The following is a 17948-nucleotide window of genomic DNA, read 5'->3' as shown; positions in this document are numbered from 1 at the left end:
TCTGGAAGAATGAGCGCAGCGGCAGACCCCGAGCACAGCACCGTGTCCGACGGGGCGGGCACCTCCGCAGCCGAGGTGCCATCAGCCGGGAGCGGCGGCGTTTCTCCCCGCCCGGCGGACGCTCCTGCCGGGCTGGTCTTCGACGATCCGTTCGACCGGCCCTCCGCCGACGACACCGACCGGGGCTGGGGTGACCTGCCGACGGGCTCGGCCGACGACGACTTCGCCCGCTTCCTCAGCCAGAAGCCCCCGCACCACCTCTGAAGCGGTCCGACGTCCGGAATCAGCCGGCGCCGCCGGAACGGGGCGCCACCAGCGCGTCCCGGATGTCCCGCAGCAGGGCGATCTCGTCCGTCTCCGCCTGTGTCTCGTCCTTGGCTGCTGTCGGCTCGGGGGTCTGCGGAGGCTCCTGCTTCGCCGCCCGCCGTGCCAGGTACCGGGCCATCGGAAGGACCATCAGGAAGTACACGACCGCGGCCGTGATCAGGAACGTGAGCGTCGCGCTCAGCACCGAGCCCCACAGGATGTGGATCCCGCTGACCGTCTCGCCCTTGCTGTCCACCATGCAGGGGCCTTTGAGACAGGACGAGTACCCACCGAGGTCCTTCGTACCGAAGGCACCTACGAGCGGGTTGATGATCCCGTTGACGACGGAGTTCACGATGCTGCTGAACGCCGCGCCCACGACGACCGCGACCGCGAGGTCGATCACGTTCCCCCGGGTGATGAACTCTTTGAAACCTGCCAGCAGGCTCGGCTGCTCCGCCTGGCTCATCGATGTGCCCCTTCCCTGACGCCGGTCTGACGGAATGAAAGATTCCGCCATCGAAGGCAATCCGGGGCCGCCCTGTCCAATCGCCTTTCACGAAAGGGTGATTCAGCACAGTGTCACCGCCAGCGGGTTCGACGCGGCTGCTCCGGACAGGGCGGCGGCGACGCCGCGCGGGACGGAGAGTACGACAAGCGCACCGCCCGTCCCGCCTGTGCTCGCAGTGGCGGGAGGGGCCTCGCCCTCAGGGGTGTCCGAAGGCGCCGTGTTTCCGGAGGAACCGTCGGCCTGGTCCGGAATCGCGACGACAGTGACGCCCGACGCCACCACCCGCGCTGCCGCCAGTACGTCCACCCGGTCGCCGGGCCGCAGCAGGCGCACCGCGTCGGCGTCCGCGATCCGCACCGGCGCCCTCACTCGCGGCTCCGCAGTGGCGCGCCCGGATGCGCCCGTGGTCGGCCCCGGCCGGTGATGCTGTACGACCGTGTGCCGTCCGCGAGATGGAGGTGGGTCGTAGACGGCCGACACGGCAAGAACGGCCACCGCCACCGCCATCCCCGCGAGGAGGGGCCGCCGCCTCAACCGTGGAACGCCGGGCAGCAGGCGTCGCACGCCGCCGCGGCCCGCGCGGATCGGAGGAAAGTCCGGTACGGCGCGGCGCGGCGGGATGTGCGGGGCGGGGACGCTCGAACCCCGGGCCCTGTCCGCCCCGGACGTCTTGCCGACGGGCGAGGGGGGCTGAGGGAACGGGACAGGCGGAGCGGCGGGGAGGGCTGACAACGGAGCCGACAAGGAAGTACGCACTGGGATCACCACCGGATACGGAAGGGGCGGCGACCAGGCATTCGGTCGCCGCCCTCACGATCGCGTACTCGCGCGCCCCCGCGATCGAAGCCTGTGGATAACTTCCCGCCCTGTGGAAAACCCCGCGCTCTGCGGTGGCCGTACCTACGGCAGCGGGATCCCGGGGTCCTGGACACCGAGTGCGTCCACGCACAGGCAGGTCCGCTCGGAGTTCGCGGGCAGCGCGGCGACGACATCGAAGAGAACGTCGCGCATCCGTCCCACATTGGCCGCGAAGACTTCGAGGACCTCTTCGTGCGAGACGCCGTCGCCGGTGTCCGCTCCCGCGTCGAGGTCCGTCACGAGGTTCAGGGAGGTGTAGCACAGGCCCAGCTCCCGGGCGAGCACGGCCTCAGGGTGCCCGGTCATGCCGACGACCGACCATCCCTGGGTGGCGTGCCAGAGGGATTCCGCCCGGGTGGAGAAACGCGGTCCTTCCACCACGACGAGCGTTCCGCCGTCCACAGCTTCCCAGCCGCTCGACCGGGCGGTGTCCACCGCGGCCTGCCGCCCGACGGGGCAGTACGGATCCGCGAAGGTCACATGGACGACGTTCGGCACCAGGCCGTCCGCCCGCGGCTCCCCGTCGAAGTAGGACTGAGCGCGCGACTTCGTGCGGTCGACGAGCTGGTCGGGTACGAGGAGGGTCCCGGGGCCGTAGTCGGCGCGCAGCCCGCCCACCGCGCAGGGGCCGAGCACCTGGCGCACGCCCGTCGCGCGCAGAGCCCACAGATTCGCCCGATAATTGATCTTGTGCGGGGGAAGGTGGTGCGACCGGCCGTGCCGCGGCAGGAACGCCACGCGCCGCCCCGCCACGTCACCGACGAACAGCGAGTCGCTGGCCGCCCCGTAGGGAGTATCGACGGTGACCTCGGTCACATCGTCGAGGAAGGAGTAGAAGCCGGATCCGCCGATCACGCCGATCTCGGCCTGTACGTGTGTCGCACCGCCGTTCTGCACCATGACCGTCACCCTAAGCGGGGCGCAGGTATGCGACGAACCCCCGCCGTGTCGACGACGGAGGTCCGGGAGCGGAAGGCGCTTGTCCGCCGAGCGGTCAGGCCGCGGACGAGGAGTTGCTCGAAGACGAGGAAGACCCGGACGACGCCGTGGACGACGACGAACCGGAGGACGAGCTGCCGCTCGCCTTGCTGTCCGAGCCGCTGCTCTTGGCGGCAGGGGTGCTGCTGGACGAAGAGCCGCGGCTGTCGGTCCGGTAGAAGCCGGATCCCTTGAAGACCACGCCCACCGCAGAGAACACCTTGCGCAGCCGACCGCCGCAGTTGGGGCATTCGGTCAGTGCGTCGTCGCTGAACTTCTGCACCGCCTCGAGGCCCTCGCCGCACTCGGTGCACTGGTACTGATACGTCGGCACTAGCTCCTCCTGGCACTCTCACTCATTGAGTGCTAACGACGCTCAATAGTGCAGCATTTCCGTGGCTCAGTCCACCGTGACCGCCGGACGGTGACCGATCACACCCGCGGCGGGGGCGGCCGAGGACTGCGGTACGAGGTGACTGCGCAGCGCGGCGATCGTCGCGAATGCGGCAGCAGTGCCGGTCAGCGGCACACAGAAGGCCGCGTGGGCTCCGACGCCGTCCGCGAGCAGCCCCGCCGCGGTGACCGCAGCGGCCTGTCCGAGTGCGACCGCGCCCGTCAGCCACGTGAACGCCTCGGTCCGCGCGGCCGCGGGCACCAGAGCCTCGACCAGGGTGTAGCCGGTGATGAGGGCGGGCGCGATGCACAGCCCCACCAGGAGCACCAGTCCGCTCACCAGGGACAGGCTCTGTGCGGCCAACAGCGGAACGCACGTGAGGGTCAGAGCGCCGTACGCCGTCAGCAGCCGCCGACGCGGACTGCGGCGCCAGGACAAGGCGCCGTAGGCCACGCCCGCCAGCATGTTGCCCGCGGCGAAGGTGCCGTAGACGACACCATTGAGCCCAGGGTGGCCGGCGTCCTGGGTGACCGCGGTGACCGACACCTGCATACCGCCGAACACGGCACCTATGCCGACGAACGCGGCGACGAGCGCCCGCACGCCCGGCACCGACAGCGCCGACGCGCGGTGACGGCCGCCCTCCGCCGTCCCCCGGTGCGGGGCCGGAGCCGTCCTGCGCTGCGCCGCGAACAGCCATCCACCCGCCAGGGTGAGCACCGCCTCGGTGATGAGCCCTGCGGCGGGATGGATTCCCGTGCACAGCGCCGTGGCCAGGATCGGTCCGACGACAAAAGTGAATTCGTCGGTCACCGACTCGAACGCGGCCGCCGTCTGCAGGAGCGGCGAGGTGCCGCCCGCCCGGTCGCTGAGCGTCACCGCCCACCGCGACCGAACCATGGGACCGATCTGCGGCACCGTCGCGCCCGCAGGCACCGCTGCCACGAGCAGCACCCACGCCGGCGCGTGCGACAGGGCGAGGATCACCAGGGCGCACACCGACAGCGCGTGCAGTGTCACGCTGGGCACGAGGACGGCTCGCTGGCCGTGCCGGTCGGCGAGACGGCCGGCCCTCGGCGCGCAGAGCGCCATGGCGACGCCGGTCACCGCCGCGGCGGCGCCCGCTTTGCCGTACGAGCCCGTCGTGTGCTGCACGAGCAGCACCAGGCTGATCGTGAGCATCGCGAAGGGCTGCCTCGCTGCGAAACCCGGGAGGACGAATGCGCGCGCTCCGGGGGTGCCGAGCAGTTGCCGGTAACCCGGCTTCCGGGCGGCCTCCTGCGTCTGCGTCGGTGACGGGGACGTGGGCACCGTGGATGCCACTGGCTGGTCATTTCTGCCGCCTGGTAGCGCGTGGACGGTCGGAGACCGTGACCAGCGCCGAGAGCCGTCCGCTCAGCGCGGGTGACCGCGCCGGCCCTGCATCAGACAGAGGTCGTACTGGACAAATACCGCACCATAATACGTAATCATCTGCTGACGGCTCCACGATCACCGGCGCCTCAGCTCTGGCGAGCCCTTCCGCGTTCCTCCAGCCAGCCGGCGAGCTTGCCGCCGCGCCCCACGGCCCGCAGGCGCTCCTCAGCCGCGTCCCGAACGGGGTCGGTGGTGACGACGAGCAGTTCGTCGCCGCGCCGCAGGCTGGTCGACGGCAGGGGTACGAAGCTGGCGCCGTCGCGGACGACGAGCGTCACGGCGGCACCCGTCGGCAGTCGAAGTTCGTTGACCTCGACTCCGTGCATCCGTGAGCCCTCGGGAATGGCGACGGAGAGCAGGTGTCCGCGCAGCCGCTCCAGTGGTGCCGACTCGATGCCCAGGTCCGCAGGGCCGCTGCTCTCGCCGAGGCGCAGGCGTCGCGCCAGCCACGGAAGCGTCGGCCCCTGGACGAGGGTGTAGAAGATCACCAGTACGAAGACGATATTGAAGATCTTCCGACTTTCGGACACTCCGGCGACCATGGGAATCGTGGCCAGGACGATGGGCACGGCGCCGCGCAGCCCGGCCCACGACATCAGCGCCTGCTCGCGCCAGGGGACCCGGAACGGCAGCAGACTGATCACGACCTCCGCGGGGCGGGCGAGCAGAGTCAGGAACAAGCCGATGATCAGTGCCGGAACGATGTCGTCGCCCAGTTCGTGCGGGGTCACCAGCAACCCGAGGAGTACGAACAGGCCGATCTGCGCGATCCAGCCGAGCCCCTCGGCGAATCCGCGTGTCGCGGGCCGGTGTGGCAGCTTCGCATTGCCGAGGATGAGCGCTGCGGTGTAGACCGCGAGGAAGCCCGAGCCGTGCGCCATGGCGCCGGCGGCGTACGCGGCGACCGCGATGGCCATGACGGCGATCGGGTAGAGGCCCGAGGCGGGCAGGGCGACGTGCTTGAGCCCGTAGGCGCCGATCCAGCCGACCGCGATCCCGATCGCGCCACCGATGAGCAGTTCCAGAAGGGTCTCGCCCAGCAGGTGGTACCAGGAATCGATGTGCCCGTTCGCGGAGAAGGCGATCACCATGATCACCACGGGGGCGTCGTTGAACCCCGACTCGGCTTCGAGTACGCCGGTTATGCGCTTGGGCAGCGGGACGTTGCGCAGGACGGAGAAGACCGCCGCGGCATCCGTGGACGACACGACCGCACCGATGATCAGCGACTGGCGCCAGTCGAGACCTACCGCGTAGTGGGCCGCGGCCGCCGTGATGACCACACTCACAACGACGCCGATAGTCGATAGCACTGCGGCGATCGGCATGACCGGCTTGATCTCGTGCCACTTCGTGCCGAGTCCGCCCTCGGCGAGAATCACCACAAGTGCCGCGTATCCGAGCACCTGAGTCAGTTCGACGTTGTCGAAGGTGAAGCCGAAAGGACCGTCCTGCCCTATGGCGACGCCGATGCCGAGGTAGATGAGCAGAGTGGGAAGGCCGCTGCGGGACGCCAGGCGGACGGCTACGACGGCGACGAGCAGTACGGCCGCGCCGACCAGCAGGATCTCGTTGAGGTGGTGGACAGTCAGGGCACCGGTCCTTTCAACTTTGTTGTCTAGGCTAATATTTTACCCTCTCTTGACGTTGTATGGTCCACGTCACGGCAGGTCCGACTCCGCGTCCCTGCCGCACAAGGCATGCGCCTATGGTTGCCCTTGCACAAGGAGCACCTTGATCATCTGATCCGCACTGCCCTCGAAGGACAGCGATGCCCGCACGGAAGAAGTCCCGCCGCGTACGCTTCATCGTGATCGCGCTCGTGCTGCTGCTGATGGCAGGCGTCGGCTTCGCGTCGTACTGGAGCGTGAGCACGGTGCGGGCCTCGTTCCCGCAGACGACCGGTTCGCTCAAGCTCGCGGGGCTGTCCGCGCCCGTCGACGTCGAGCGCGACGCGTACGGCATCCCGCAGATCTACGCCGACACCCCCGAGGACCTCTTCCGGGCGCAGGGATACGTGCAGGCGCAGGACCGCTTCTACGAGATGGACGTGCGGCGGCACCTCACCTCCGGACGGCTGTCCGAGATGTTCGGCAAGGGGCAGGTCGAGACGGACGCGTTCCTGCGTACGCTCGACTGGCACGGCGTCGCGCAGAAGGAGTACGACACCCAGCTCGACGCCGCCACCAAGTCGTACCTGAGTGCTTACAGCGACGGTGTCAACGCCTATCTGAAGGACCACAGCGGGGCGGCGCTGTCCGTGGAGTACGCGGCGCTGAAGTTCAGCAACGGCTACAAGCCGGAGCGGTGGACCCCGGTGGACTCGGTGGCCTGGCTCAAGGCGATGGCGTGGGATCTCCGCGGCAACATGCAGGATGAGATCGACCGCGCGCTCATGACGAGCCGGCTCAGCCAGGCGCAGATCAAGCAGCTTTATCCTGCGTACCCGTACGACCGCAATCGACCGATCGTCGATGGTGGGTCCGTCGATTCCGCGACGAAGGTGTACACCCCGGCCGGAGGGTCGTCAGGTCCCCAGTCGCTGAACAACAGCGTCGACAGCCAGCTCGCGGGCATCTCGCAGATAATCGATCAGATGCCCGCGCTGCTCGGTCCGAACGGCAGCGGCATCGGCTCCAACTCGTGGGTCGTCTCCGGCGCCCTCACGACGACGGGCAAGCCGATGCTGGCGAACGACCCGCACCTGGCGCCGCAGCTGCCGTCGCTCTGGTACCAGATGGGGCTGCACTGCCGCACGGTGAGCAGTGCCTGTCCGTACGACGTGGCGGGGTACACGTTCTCCGGCATGCCCGGCGTGATAATCGGACACAACCAGGACATCGCGTGGGGGATGACCAACCTGGGTGCAGACGTCACGGACCTCTACCTGGAAAAGGTGACCGCGACCACCTACCTGCGGGACGGCAAGCAGGTGCCGTTCACCATGCGGCACGAGGAGATCAAGGTCGCCGGTGGCAAGAGCCGCGAGATCACGGTGCGGGAGACGACGAACGGGCCGGTCATCTCCGACCGCAGTGACGAGATCCGCGAGGTCGGGCAGACCGCGCCTGTCGACAATCCGCCGGGCGGCGTGAACTCCGGGTACGCGGTCGCCCTCAACTGGACGGCGCTCAAGCCTTCGAAAACGATGGACGCGGTCTTCGAACTCGACCGTGCCACCGACTTCGAGCAGTTCCGCGACGCGGCCAAGGACTTCGCGGTGCCGTCGCAGAACCTGATCTACGCGGACAGCAAGGGCGCTCACGGTCATATCGGCTATCAGGCGCCCGGCCAGGTTCCGATCCGCGCCGATGGTGACGACGGCACCTACCCTGTGCCCGGCTGGGATTCCCGCTACGACTGGAAGGGGACCATTCCGTTCCAGGCGATGCCGTACGAGTACGACCCCGAGCGCGGCTACATCGTGACGGCGAACCAAGCGGTTATCGATCAGAGCAAGTACCCATACCTGCTCACCCAGGACTGGGGATACGGCACGCGCAGTCAGCGCATCAACGACCTCATCGCCTCCAAGGTCAAGGACGGTGGAAAGGTCTCCATGGACGACATGCAGTCCATGCAGAGCGACAACAGCAGCGAGATCGCCAAGAAGCTGGTGCCGATCCTCCTCAAGATCGACATAACGGATGACAAGAACAGTTATGTGCGTAATGCGCAGAAACTGCTCGAAGGATGGGACTACAACCAGGACGCCGACTCCGCCGCGGCCGCGTACTTCAACGCGGTGTGGCGCAACGTCCTCAAGCTCGCCTTCGGCAACAAGCTGCCGAAGGAACTGCGCCCTGAGGGACAGTGCCTGAGGGTTCCCCCTGTCGGTGAGACCGGGCCGGTCGACAACCTCGACGGCAAGGGCATTCCCACGGTTCAGGAATGCGGTGAACGCGACCCGTCCGAGGCCCAGCCGGACGGCAGTGACCGCTGGTCCGAAGTGGTCCTCGGCATCCTCGACGACCCCACGAACGCCTGGTGGACCATGTCCACCACCGCCTTCTATGGCATCGACACCGACAAGGCGCACCACAGCACCCGCGATCAGCTCCTCGCGCAGGCCATGAAGGACGCCCGCTACGAACTCACCGCGAAGCTGGGCAAGGACATAGACACCTGGAGCTGGGGCCGGCTGCACAAGCTGGAGCTGAAGAACCAGACTCTCGGCACCGACGGCCCCGGTGTGATCAAGTGGCTGCTCAACCGCGGTCCCTGGCAGCTCAGTGGCGGCGAGGCGGCGGTCGATGCGACCGGCTGGAACGCGGCCGGCGGTTACGACGTCATCTGGGTGCCGTCGATGCGGATGATCGTCAACCTCCAGGACCTCGACAAGTCCCGGTGGATCAACCTGACGGGCGCCTCCGGACACGCCTACAACCCGCATTACACCGACCAGACCGACAAATGGGCGGCCAACGAGCTCCTGCCGTGGTATTTCTCCGACGAAGCGGTGAAGAAGGCGGCCAAGGCCACCATGGCGCTGACCCCCTGACCCCCTGACGCCCGGCAAAATGCCGCGACGGTGACACGTCCGGCCGCGCGACGTCCCCGCCCCGGGCGGCGGGGACGTCAGGTGCGAAAGCGGTGGACACCCGCGGGAGTGAGAGCGGCGTCCACGGCGCCGTCGTGCGGTTCGGCCGGGACCGTGTCGAGGACCTCGTGCGCGTAGAGCACCACCGCGAGCGCGGGCCGGGTGCCGGCCCGTCCGACACGGCTCAGCGCGCGGTCGTAGGAGCCTCCGCCCCGGCCGAGGCGGACCCCGCGGGAGTCCACCGCCAGCCCCGGCAGCAGGATCGCCTGGACGGCCGTGACGGCGTCCGGACCCAGTCGTGGGCCGGTCGGCTCGAAGAGACCCCGCGGAGTGCGCTCCAGGGCGTCCTGGCCGCCGTATTCGGCCCAGTCGAGGTCGTTGTCAGGCAGCAGGACGGGCAACAGCACGCGTACTCCTGCAGCGTGTAGGGCTCCGAGGAGGGGGCCGGTGCCGGGCTCGGACCCCATGGAGACGTAAGCGGCCACGGTTTTGCTGTGAACGCACTCAGGCAGCCCGCGTACCGTCGCCGCGAGGGCGTGGGCCGCGACCTCGCGCTCCTGCGCCGGTATCCCGCGCCGTGTGCGCAGGAGCCGTGCCCGAAGCTGTGCCTTGTCGGCCCTTATTGCCCTCACCGCATCCATGTTCTCCACAACCGCTGTATATCAGCCGCTATGAACCGTTTCTTCATCTTCTGCACATTCACGAACGCTATGGTGCACGGCATGACTCACTCACGCGCCCGGATCGGCAAAGCCGTCATTCCCGCCGCGGGCCTCGGTACACGCTTCCTCCCGGCGACCAAGGCGACGCCCAAGGAGATGCTCCCGGTGGTGGACAAACCGGCCATCCAGTACGTGGTCGAGGAAGCCGTCGCGGCGGATCTGTCCGATGTGCTGATGATCACCGGTCGCAACAAGCGTCCTCTGGAGGACCACTTCGACCGGAACTACGAGTTGGAGGAAGCCCTCACCCGCAAGGGTGACGACGGCCGCCTCGCGCGGGTGCGCGAATCCAGCGATCTGGCCACCATGCACTACGTGCGGCAGGGGGACCCGAAGGGCCTCGGGCACGCCGTACTGTGCGCGGAACCGCACGTCGGGGACCAGCCGTTCGCCGTCCTGCTCGGCGATGACCTGATCGATCCGCGAGACCCGCTGCTCTCCCGCATGATCGACGTGCAGGAGCGGTTCGGCGGGAGCGTGATCGCACTCATGGAGGTGGCGCCCGAACAGATCCACCTCTACGGTGCCGCCGCCATAAAGCCGACGGACGAGGACGACGTCGTGCGTGTGACGGATCTCGTGGAGAAACCCGATGCCGGCCAGGCGCCGTCCAACTTCGCGATCATCGGCCGCTACGTCCTGGACCCCGCGGTCTTCGACGCCGTCAGGAAGACCGAACCCGGCCGCAACGGTGAGATCCAGCTGACCGATGCGCTGCGCGAGCTCTCCCACCGGGACGACGACGGCGGGCCCGTACACGGAGTCGTGTTCACCGGCCGCCGCTACGACACTGGTGACAGAGGCGATTATCTGCGGGCGATTGTCCGACTGGCATGCGAACGTGAAGACCTGGGACCCGAGTTCCGCAGTTGGCTGCGTACGTACGTCACCGAGGAGATGCAAGAGTGAATCAGGGCGCCGAGCGCGTATGGTCGGTCACCGAGCACCTGGACAGCATCCTGGGGCAGTTGGCCCCGCTGGAGCCCATCGAGCTGCAACTGCTCGACGCCCAGGGGTGCGTCCTGGTCGAGGACGTCACCGTGCCCGTGGCGCTGCCGCCCTTCGACAACAGTTCCATGGACGGCTACGCGGTCCGCGTCGCCGATACCCGGTCTGCGTCGTCCGAACACCCAGCGGTTCTCGAAGTCGTCGGTGACATCGCCGCCGGAGGGGGCGAGCCGCCCTCGGTCGGACCGGGGCAGGCCGCCCGCATCATGACCGGCGCGCCGCTCCCGCCAGGTGCCGAGGCGGTCGTCCCGGTCGAGTGGACGGACGGCGGCACGGGGGGCGGACCGGCCACCACCATGACCGCGCACAGTGTCGACCCGGAGCGGGCCGGCGGCGAGGTACGGGTGCACCGGGGACCGTCCCGGGGTCAGTTCATCCGTACCCGTGGCAGTGACGTGGGGGCAGGGGAGCTGGCGCTCGCCGCGGGTACCGTCCTCGGACCGCCGCAGATCGCTCTGCTGGCCGCTGTCGGCCGCGCCAGTGTCACAGTCCGGCCGCGGCCGCGCGTCGTCGTGGTGTCCACCGGCAGCGAACTGGTCCAGCCCGGAGACACACTCGGCCCTGGCCGTATCCACGACTCCAACAGCTTCGCTCTCACCGCAGCGGCCAGGGCGGCGGGCGCCATCGCCTATCGAGTCGGTGCGGTCGTCGATGAGGTCGAGACACTGCGCGCCACCATCGAGGACCAACTCGTCCGCGCCGACATCATCGTCACCACGGGTGGAGTCAGCGTCGGCGCGTACGACGTCGTGAAGGAGGCGCTGTCCTCGCTCGGCGGCGCGATGTACGGCGCCGAGGACCAGCCAGGTGGGGACAACGGACACGTCGAGTTCCGCAAGCTCGCCATGCAGCCGGGCAAGCCGCAGGGCTTCGGTCGGATCGGGCCCGCGCGCATCCCGCTGCTCGCCCTGCCCGGCAACCCGGTCAGCGCCTATGTGTCCTTCGAGCTGTTCGTGCGCCCCGCCATCCGCACGCTGATGGGCGTCGGTCCGGTGCATCGCGATGTCGTACGGGCTGCGTGTGTAACAGCTATCGATAGTTCACCGGAGGGGCGTCGGCAGTTCCTGAGGGGCCGTTACGACCACGCCTCGCGCAGCGTCACCCCGGTCGGGGGCGCCGGGTCGCACCTGGTCGCGGCGCTTGCGAACGCCGACGCGCTGATCGTCGTCCCCGAGGAGGTCACGTCGCTGGAGGCCGGCGCCGACGTCGATGTCATCGTGCTGGACTAGCCACCGAGGTTGGCGCGCCCAGGGCCCCCAGGCGGAGGAGGACAGCTGCCGGTACGGTGTCTGCCCTGAAGACCGCATCGGGAGAACGATGAGCAGCGCTCGGCACCATCTCACCCACCTCGACGAAGCAGGCTCGGCCCGTATGGTCGACGTCTCCGCCAAAGAGGTGACGTCTCGTACCGCACGCGCCACCGGCCGCGTTCTGGTGGGCTCCGAGGTCGTCCGGCTGCTGCGCGGCGCCGGAGTGCCCAAGGGCGACGCCATTGCCACAGCGCGCATCGCGGGCATCATGGGCGCCAAACGAACCCCCGATCTGATCCCGCTGTGTCACCCGCTGGCAGTGTCAGGCGTCACTGTGGACCTGGTTGTGGCCGACGACGCGGTGGAGATCACGGCCACGGTGAGGACCACGGACCGCACGGGTGTGGAGATGGAGGCACTGACCGCCGTCAGCGTGGCAGCACTCACCGTCGTCGACATGGTGAAGGCCGTGGACAAGTCCGCTGTCATCACCGACGTGCGGGTCGAGGAGAAGACCGGCGGCAAGTCCGGCGACTGGCACCGGCCATGAGCGGCGCCGCGGCTCCGCTGCGCGCCCTCACGGTCACCGCGTCCAACCGGGCGGCCTCCGGCGTGTACGAGGACCGCAGCGGTCCGCTGGTCGCCACCGCACTGCGCGAGGCCGGGTTCGCCGTCGACGGCCCCCACGTCGTACCCGACGGCGAACCGGTAGCGCTGGCGCTGCGGGCAGCCGTCGACGCCGGGTACGACGTGGTCGTCACCACGGGCGGTACCGGTATCTCGCCGACCGACCGCACGCCCGAGGCCACCCGGCAGATCATCGATTACGAGATCCCGGGTATCGCCGAGGCGATTCGCGCCGCGGGCCGGGAAAAAGTGGCCACCGCGGTACTCTCACGCGGTGTTGCCGGGGTCGCGGGGCGCACACTGGTGGTGAACCTCCCCGGATCGGCCGGAGGCGTCAAGGACGGGCTCGCCGTGCTCGCCCCGCTCTTGGTGCATGCAATCGATCAGATCCGGGGCGGCGATCATCCGACTTCCGCACCATCGGAAACCTCAGTCCCTGGGAGACCGAGCTGAACGGGGTCTGGCCGACGGAACTGGTGGACGGTGACATCACCCTCCGCCCGATCAGGATGCGCGACCAGCGCGCATGGCGTGAGGTCAACCGGCGCAACCGCGACTGGCTGCGGCCGTGGGAGGCCACGGTGCCGCCGGCGCCGCCCGGTCACATCGCCCAACGGCCCACCTATCGACAGATGGTGCGTCATCTACGCAGCGAAGCTGGAGCCGGCCGCATGCTGCCGTTCGTCATCGATTATCAGGGCCGCCTCGCCGGTCAACTCACCGTCGCGGGCATCACCTGGGGCTCCATGTGCTCGGCGCACATCGGCTACTGGGTGGACGAGGCCGTCGCCGGCCGCGGCGTCATGCCGACCTCCGTCGCCCTGGCCGTGGACCACTGCTTCCGCCGGGTCGGCCTGCACCGCGTGGAGGTGTGCATTCGCCCCGAGAACGGGCCCAGCCGCCGCGTCGCGGAAAAGCTCGGCTTCCGCGAGGAGGGGCTCCGTCCGCGCTACCTGCATATCGACGGCGGATGGCGCGACCACCTCGTCTACGCGCTGACCGCGGAGGAGGTGCCCGAAGGACTGCTCAACCGCTGGCACAGGGCGAGACCCGGAGCGTCCCAGAAATAGGACAAGTGTTCGAATGAGAAGCCCATGGTGCCAAAAATTCTCGGCTTATCAGCCAGATCGTGCGACACACCGGGCCAAATTCCGTATGGCGTGTCTCGATTCCCCCTACCGTGTAATGCGTGAGCAGTAGCGGCCTCATCTACGCAGTCATCGTCGGGGCCTGGGCTGCCTACCTGGTGCCGATGTGGCTCCGTAGGCAGGACGAGCTCAACGAAGCGCGCCCGACGGAACGCTTCAGCACCGCCATCCGGCTGCTGTCCGGGCGGGCGGCGATGGAGCGGCGCGTCGCCAAGACGCGCGGCGAGCGTGTAGAGCCCGGTGCCGACGACGTCGAGGACGACCTCGACGCCGCGGACGTCGTCGACGTCCGCGGCCTTGCCGTGCCCGCGACCGAGGTGCGCCCCGCCGTGGCCGCCCGCCCGGCCGGTTCCGCCGCCGCACGGCCCGACGCTCGCGCCAAGGTTCTGGCGCGCCGTCGCCGGACGACCACCCTGCTCTTCCTCGCCTTCACCGCCGGGGCCGTCGCCGCGGCAGTGGGCGGTGTCACGCTGCTCTGGGCGCCGGCCGTCCCAGCCGTCCTGCTCACCGTGTACATCGGTCAGATGCGCCGCCAGGAGCGTCGCCGCTACGAGGTGCGGCTCGATCAGCGCCAGGCCGCCGAAGCCGCGCGCAGGCTGCGTGCCCGGCCCGACCGCGCCCGCCCCGAGCGGCCGCGCACGGAACTGCCGCCCGCGCCCGCCAAGGAAGCCGCCCCGCCCAGGCCTGCACCCGTACCGGCCCCCGCGCCCTCGCCGCGTACAGCCGACCGCCGCGCCCTTGTCGAGCAGACCGACCACGCCGAGTGGGTCGACCAGCAACGTGCCCAGCAGGCGGCCGACGACGGCTGGGAGCCCGTACCCGTGCCGCTGCCGACCTACGTCACCGCCCCGGTCGCCCCGCGCACCACGGGAGGCGTCGACCTCGGCGCGCCCGACACCTGGAGCTCCGCCCGCTCCGGTACGACGCCGTCCTCGGCAACGGGCGAGCCTGCCGCGCCCCCGGCCGCCGGCCCCGGCCGCCCGCGCCCGCGTACGGCCCGCACCCCGCTCTTCGACCAGTACGCCGACCCGGACCGCCCCCGCGCGGCGAACGAGTAGGCCTTCCCGCCAGCCCGTATTGCGTTCACGAGCACCCTCGCGGAGATGCTAGAGTTTTCCTCGTTGCAAGGGCCTGTGGCGCAGTCCGGTAGCGCACCTCGTTCGCATCGAGGGGGTCAGGGGTTCGAATCCCCTCAGGTCCACAACATGACTGTTCCGGAGTTCACTCGGGAACAGTCGCCACATCCCGCTGATCGTGACGATCGGCGGGATTTTTGCTGTCCCCCTTTCCCCGAGGCTGTTCGGCCGTGTTCGGGGTGGCCACTGCTCGCCGCGCCGGACGGTGCCGCGGGAGGCGCCCGTTCTTCGGTGGCTCTCGGATGGCACAAGCAGCGGTGGGATCTTGTGGGAAGGGGCCACGCACCCGTCGCCGTCACGGTGATCGACTGACGATTACTGATGTCAGTGGCCCCTGCCTTCGTTGCGGTGGCCCGCGGCTGCGCTCGCCGCGCGCAATACCCGCGAGTGCCGGCAGTCGATTCCGCCTACGGGCCGCAGCAGCCCCTTCCTGACCTCACGGGCCTGCGGGACCTCGCCCTCACGGCACTCGACCGCGTCATGGCCGAGCCGTCCGAGCTGTCGAGCTCTGGGAGGGGGCTCGCGGTCACGGTTGGCGTGTGGAGATCCGGCGGCTGCGGACCGGGCTCCTGCCGTAATCCCCCCGGGAGCAGATCCGATTGGACCGCCGAGCCTGTCGGCGCCGCTCGCCCGCCACCGGAAGAACGCTGGTTCCGGGGCCACGCAGAGGCCGATGGCGAGTCTTCAGAGGCTCAGGACGACCGGTCGCGGCTCTCTGGCAACCCTGGTGGGTGACTTCTCTTCCGCGCCCCACCCTGATCGTCGTCAGTGGCCCGCCCGGGGCCGGGAAGACCACGTTGGCCCATGAGCTCGCGCGGGTCGTCGGATGCCCCGCGGTCTGCCGGGACGAGATCAAGGAGGGCATGGCGCACGCGGCGCCGGACCTCGTTGCGGGCCCGTCGGACGAGCTGGCCGTGCGGACGCTGTCGGCCTTCTTCGGGGTGCTGGAGCAGCTCCTGCGGGCGGGCGTGACGACGGTGGCGGAGGCGGCGTTCCAGGACCGGCTGTGGCGGCCCGGTCTCCAGCCGCTGGGGGCGCTGGCCCGGATCCGTGTCGTGCACTGTGTGGTGGACGCCGGGGTCGCCCTGGAGCGCAGGCGGCGGCGCCTGGCGGACAACCCGCTGCGCCGGGTGCACGACGACGCCGCGCACCATGTTGCCGGGGTGCATTCGCGGGCCCACGAAGGCTTCCGGCGAGTGGCCCTGGACGCCCCCTGGATCGAGGTGGACACCACGGCGGGGTACGCCCCCGGCCTCGCGGAGATCGCCGCGTTCGCCGGCGGTCGCGGCTGACGTACCGTCAACCGGCCGCCGCACCCTCACCGTGCAGGGTGATCCGGACGTGTGACGTGCGTTACGCGGCGGCCGGGAAATTTTCCGACGCGCGTAAGAGCTTGAGTTTTCAAGATCTTACGAGGGAGTCGACATGCCGGCAGACGCACGACCGGTGCCCGCGGCGGTGTCCGCGCCACTGCCGCCCGCGGCGGTCCGCACCAAGGTGCGCGTTCCATTGCGGTTCACCGACGGGTGGGAGACGACGGCGGACGTCTTCACCTTCACCGGTCTGGCGGACGGCAAGGAGCACCTGGCGCTGGGGATCGGCGACTACGAGCATGCCCGCGTGCCACTGGTGCGCCCGCACTCGGAGTGCCTGACAGGTGACGTCTTCGGCTCCCGGCGCTGCGACTGCGGCCCGCAGCTGCGCGAGGCGGTGGAGCGGATCGGCGAGCACGGCGGTTACCTGCTCTACCTGCGGCAGGAGGGCCGCGGCATCGGTCTGTACGCCAAACTCGACGCATATGCGCTGCAGGACGACGGGCTCGACACGTACGAGGCGAATCTCGCGCTGGGGCGGGGCGAGGACGAGCGGGACTACACCGCGGCGGCGCAGATGCTGGCCGCGCTCGGGGTGGGCCGCATCCGGCTGCTGAGTAACAATCCCGACAAGGCGCGGCAGCTGGCGGCGCTCGGCATACAGGTGGACGAGCAGGTGCCGACCGGCGTGCACATGTCCGACGCCAATGTCCGCTACCTGAGGGCAAAGGTCGAGCACACGGGTCACACGCTGGCGCTGCCGGCCTGACCGCGCCGGCTGGCCTGTGAGGCCCCGTACTGCGACCTGCGGGCGCCGTGTCGTACGGCGGCGCATATGTGCCCCGATCCTGGGGTGGCGCGACAGGTGCCGGAAATGGTGTGCGCCGCAGTGGTGCGGGGTTCCCGTTCGGCGAGTGATACGACCCACGATCGAAACGGTGGCGTTTCGATCGTGGGTCGTCTACGCTCTAGGTGTACGACATCGTTTCGATGAGGGATGGACGAAGGTGTCCACACCCCACCGGACGAGGCCGTACGCTATGGCCGCCCAACCACTGCATCCGGAGGAGAGGACATGACGGCTCAGGCATCTGCCGGGCGTCGTACGCGCCTGACCCCCGAACGCGAGCGGGAGCTGTTCGAGGCGGTCGTCGAGCTGTTGCGCGAGGTCGGGTACGAGGCGCTCACCATGGACGCCGTCGCCGCCCGCACGCGGTCGAGCAAGGCCACCCTCTACCGCCAGTGGAAGGGCAAGCCGGAACTGGTCGCCACCGCGCTGAGGATCATCAAGCCGGTGTCGCCCTCGGACATCGACACCGGATCCATGGCGGGTGACCTGCACGAGCTCGTGCGGTGCCACGACGTGGACGACTCCAAGCGCGACCAGGAACTCATGCGTGGCCTGGCACACGCGGCGTTCCGCAACGAGGACCTCTTCACGGCCCTGCGCGAGCAGCTCATCGAGCCGGAGCTGGACAGCTTCCGTGCTCTGGTCCAGCGCGCCGTCGACCGCGGCGAACTGTCGGCCGACAACCCGGCGCGCGACTTCATCCCGCACATGCTGTTCGGCAGTGCGCTCGCGCGTCCCATCCTCGAGGGAATCGACGCCGACCCCGAGTTCAGTCACAGATACATCGACGCCGTGGTCATCCCCGCCCTCGGATTGTCACAAGACTCCTGATCCCATAGCCGTACCGAGTGAACCGACCGTCGTACGAGTAGGTCACCGTTTCGCCGGTGA

General features: G+C 69.4%; 18 protein-coding genes and 1 tRNA gene. 12 read left to right on the top strand and 7 right to left on the bottom strand.

Annotated elements, in window-relative coordinates; translation table 11 throughout:
- Positions 1–9: 9 nt before the first annotated feature.
- Complete coding sequence (locus ACWERV_RS05850; RefSeq protein WP_452929264.1) at positions 10–264, top strand: hypothetical protein; 255 nt, start codon at positions 10–12, stop codon at positions 262–264.
- A gap of 19 nt (positions 265–283) precedes the next feature.
- Here the strand turns inward: ACWERV_RS05850 and ACWERV_RS05845 are convergent, their stop codons facing one another.
- From ACWERV_RS05845 to ACWERV_RS05820, 6 genes are all read right to left on the bottom strand, one after another.
- On the bottom strand, positions 284–775 hold the full coding sequence (locus ACWERV_RS05845) for a large conductance mechanosensitive channel protein MscL (RefSeq protein ID WP_452929261.1): 492 nt from the start codon (positions 773–775) through the stop codon (positions 284–286).
- A gap of 102 nt (positions 776–877) precedes the next feature.
- Positions 878–1174, bottom strand: a complete 297-nt coding sequence (locus ACWERV_RS05840) for a hypothetical protein (RefSeq protein WP_452929258.1) — start codon at positions 1172–1174, stop codon at positions 878–880.
- A gap of 543 nt (positions 1175–1717) precedes the next feature.
- A complete protein-coding gene (locus ACWERV_RS05835; RefSeq protein ID WP_452929255.1) occupies positions 1718–2575 on the bottom strand; it encodes an S-methyl-5'-thioadenosine phosphorylase in 858 nt (285 codons plus the stop codon).
- Positions 2576–2669: 94 nt separating this feature from the next.
- Positions 2670–2987: an FmdB family zinc ribbon protein gene (locus ACWERV_RS05830; protein WP_452929252.1), complete on the bottom strand. Its 318-nt coding sequence runs from the start codon at positions 2985–2987 to the stop codon at positions 2670–2672.
- Positions 2988–3053: 66 nt separating this feature from the next.
- Positions 3054–4229: an MFS transporter gene (locus tag ACWERV_RS05825; RefSeq protein ID WP_452929249.1), complete on the bottom strand. Its 1176-nt coding sequence runs from the start codon at positions 4227–4229 to the stop codon at positions 3054–3056.
- A gap of 320 nt (positions 4230–4549) precedes the next feature.
- The gene (locus tag ACWERV_RS05820; RefSeq protein WP_452929332.1) at positions 4550–6091 is read right to left on the bottom strand and encodes a potassium/proton antiporter; all 1542 of its coding nucleotides are present in this window, start codon (positions 6089–6091) and stop codon (positions 4550–4552) included.
- A 143-nt stretch (positions 6092–6234) separates the two neighbouring features.
- Between ACWERV_RS05820 and ACWERV_RS05815 the strand changes: the two genes are divergently transcribed.
- Complete coding sequence (locus ACWERV_RS05815) at positions 6235–8964, top strand: penicillin acylase family protein (RefSeq protein ID WP_452929247.1); 2730 nt, start codon at positions 6235–6237, stop codon at positions 8962–8964.
- A 77-nt stretch (positions 8965–9041) separates the two neighbouring features.
- On the opposite strand, the gene ACWERV_RS05810 is transcribed toward ACWERV_RS05815, so the two are convergent.
- Complete coding sequence (locus ACWERV_RS05810; protein WP_452929330.1) at positions 9042–9644, bottom strand: 5-formyltetrahydrofolate cyclo-ligase; 603 nt, start codon at positions 9642–9644, stop codon at positions 9042–9044.
- Between the two features lie 81 nt (positions 9645–9725).
- Here ACWERV_RS05810 and galU point away from each other — a divergent pair, with 81 nt between their 5' ends.
- The 10 genes from galU (at position 9726) to ACWERV_RS05760 (ending at position 17888) form a co-directional block, all read left to right on the top strand.
- Entirely contained in the window at positions 9726–10634 is a 909-nt protein-coding gene (galU, locus tag ACWERV_RS05805) for a UTP--glucose-1-phosphate uridylyltransferase GalU (RefSeq protein ID WP_452929327.1), read from the top strand.
- Positions 10631–11962 (top strand): molybdotransferase-like divisome protein Glp, encoded by a 1332-nt coding sequence (glp, locus tag ACWERV_RS05800; protein WP_452929244.1) that lies wholly within the window; start codon positions 10631–10633, stop codon positions 11960–11962. The genes galU and glp overlap by 4 nt, the downstream gene beginning before the upstream one ends.
- A gap of 88 nt (positions 11963–12050) precedes the next feature.
- Positions 12051–12533, top strand: coding sequence for a cyclic pyranopterin monophosphate synthase MoaC (gene moaC / locus ACWERV_RS05795; protein WP_452929241.1), 483 nt, complete (start codon positions 12051–12053; stop codon positions 12531–12533).
- Positions 12530–13063 carry a MogA/MoaB family molybdenum cofactor biosynthesis protein gene (locus ACWERV_RS05790; protein ID WP_452929238.1) on the top strand — a complete coding sequence of 178 codons (534 nt, stop codon included), beginning with the start codon at positions 12530–12532 and terminating at the stop codon, positions 13061–13063. Before moaC ends, ACWERV_RS05790 begins: the two co-directional genes overlap by 4 nt.
- A complete protein-coding gene (locus tag ACWERV_RS05785) occupies positions 13060–13680 on the top strand; it encodes a GNAT family N-acetyltransferase (protein WP_452929324.1) in 621 nt (206 codons plus the stop codon). Before ACWERV_RS05790 ends, ACWERV_RS05785 begins: the two co-directional genes overlap by 4 nt.
- A 119-nt stretch (positions 13681–13799) precedes the next feature.
- Positions 13800–14816 (top strand): divisome protein SepX/GlpR, encoded by a 1017-nt coding sequence (sepX, locus tag ACWERV_RS05780; RefSeq protein WP_452929235.1) that lies wholly within the window; start codon positions 13800–13802, stop codon positions 14814–14816.
- A gap of 69 nt (positions 14817–14885) precedes the next feature.
- Positions 14886–14959, top strand: a tRNA-Ala gene (locus tag ACWERV_RS05775).
- A gap of 666 nt (positions 14960–15625) precedes the next feature.
- Positions 15626–16186, top strand: coding sequence for an AAA family ATPase (locus ACWERV_RS05770; RefSeq protein WP_452929232.1), 561 nt, complete (start codon positions 15626–15628; stop codon positions 16184–16186).
- A 133-nt stretch (positions 16187–16319) separates the two neighbouring features.
- A complete protein-coding gene (locus ACWERV_RS05765) occupies positions 16320–16976 on the top strand; it encodes a GTP cyclohydrolase II (RefSeq protein WP_452929230.1) in 657 nt (218 codons plus the stop codon).
- A 306-nt stretch (positions 16977–17282) separates the two neighbouring features.
- Positions 17283–17888 (top strand): TetR/AcrR family transcriptional regulator, encoded by a 606-nt coding sequence (locus ACWERV_RS05760; protein WP_398177179.1) that lies wholly within the window; start codon positions 17283–17285, stop codon positions 17886–17888.
- Positions 17889–17948: the final 60 nt, after the last annotated feature.

It is taken from the genome of Streptomyces sp. NPDC004031 (assembly GCF_053604375.1).
This window is presented reverse-complemented; position numbering and strand designations above follow the sequence as displayed.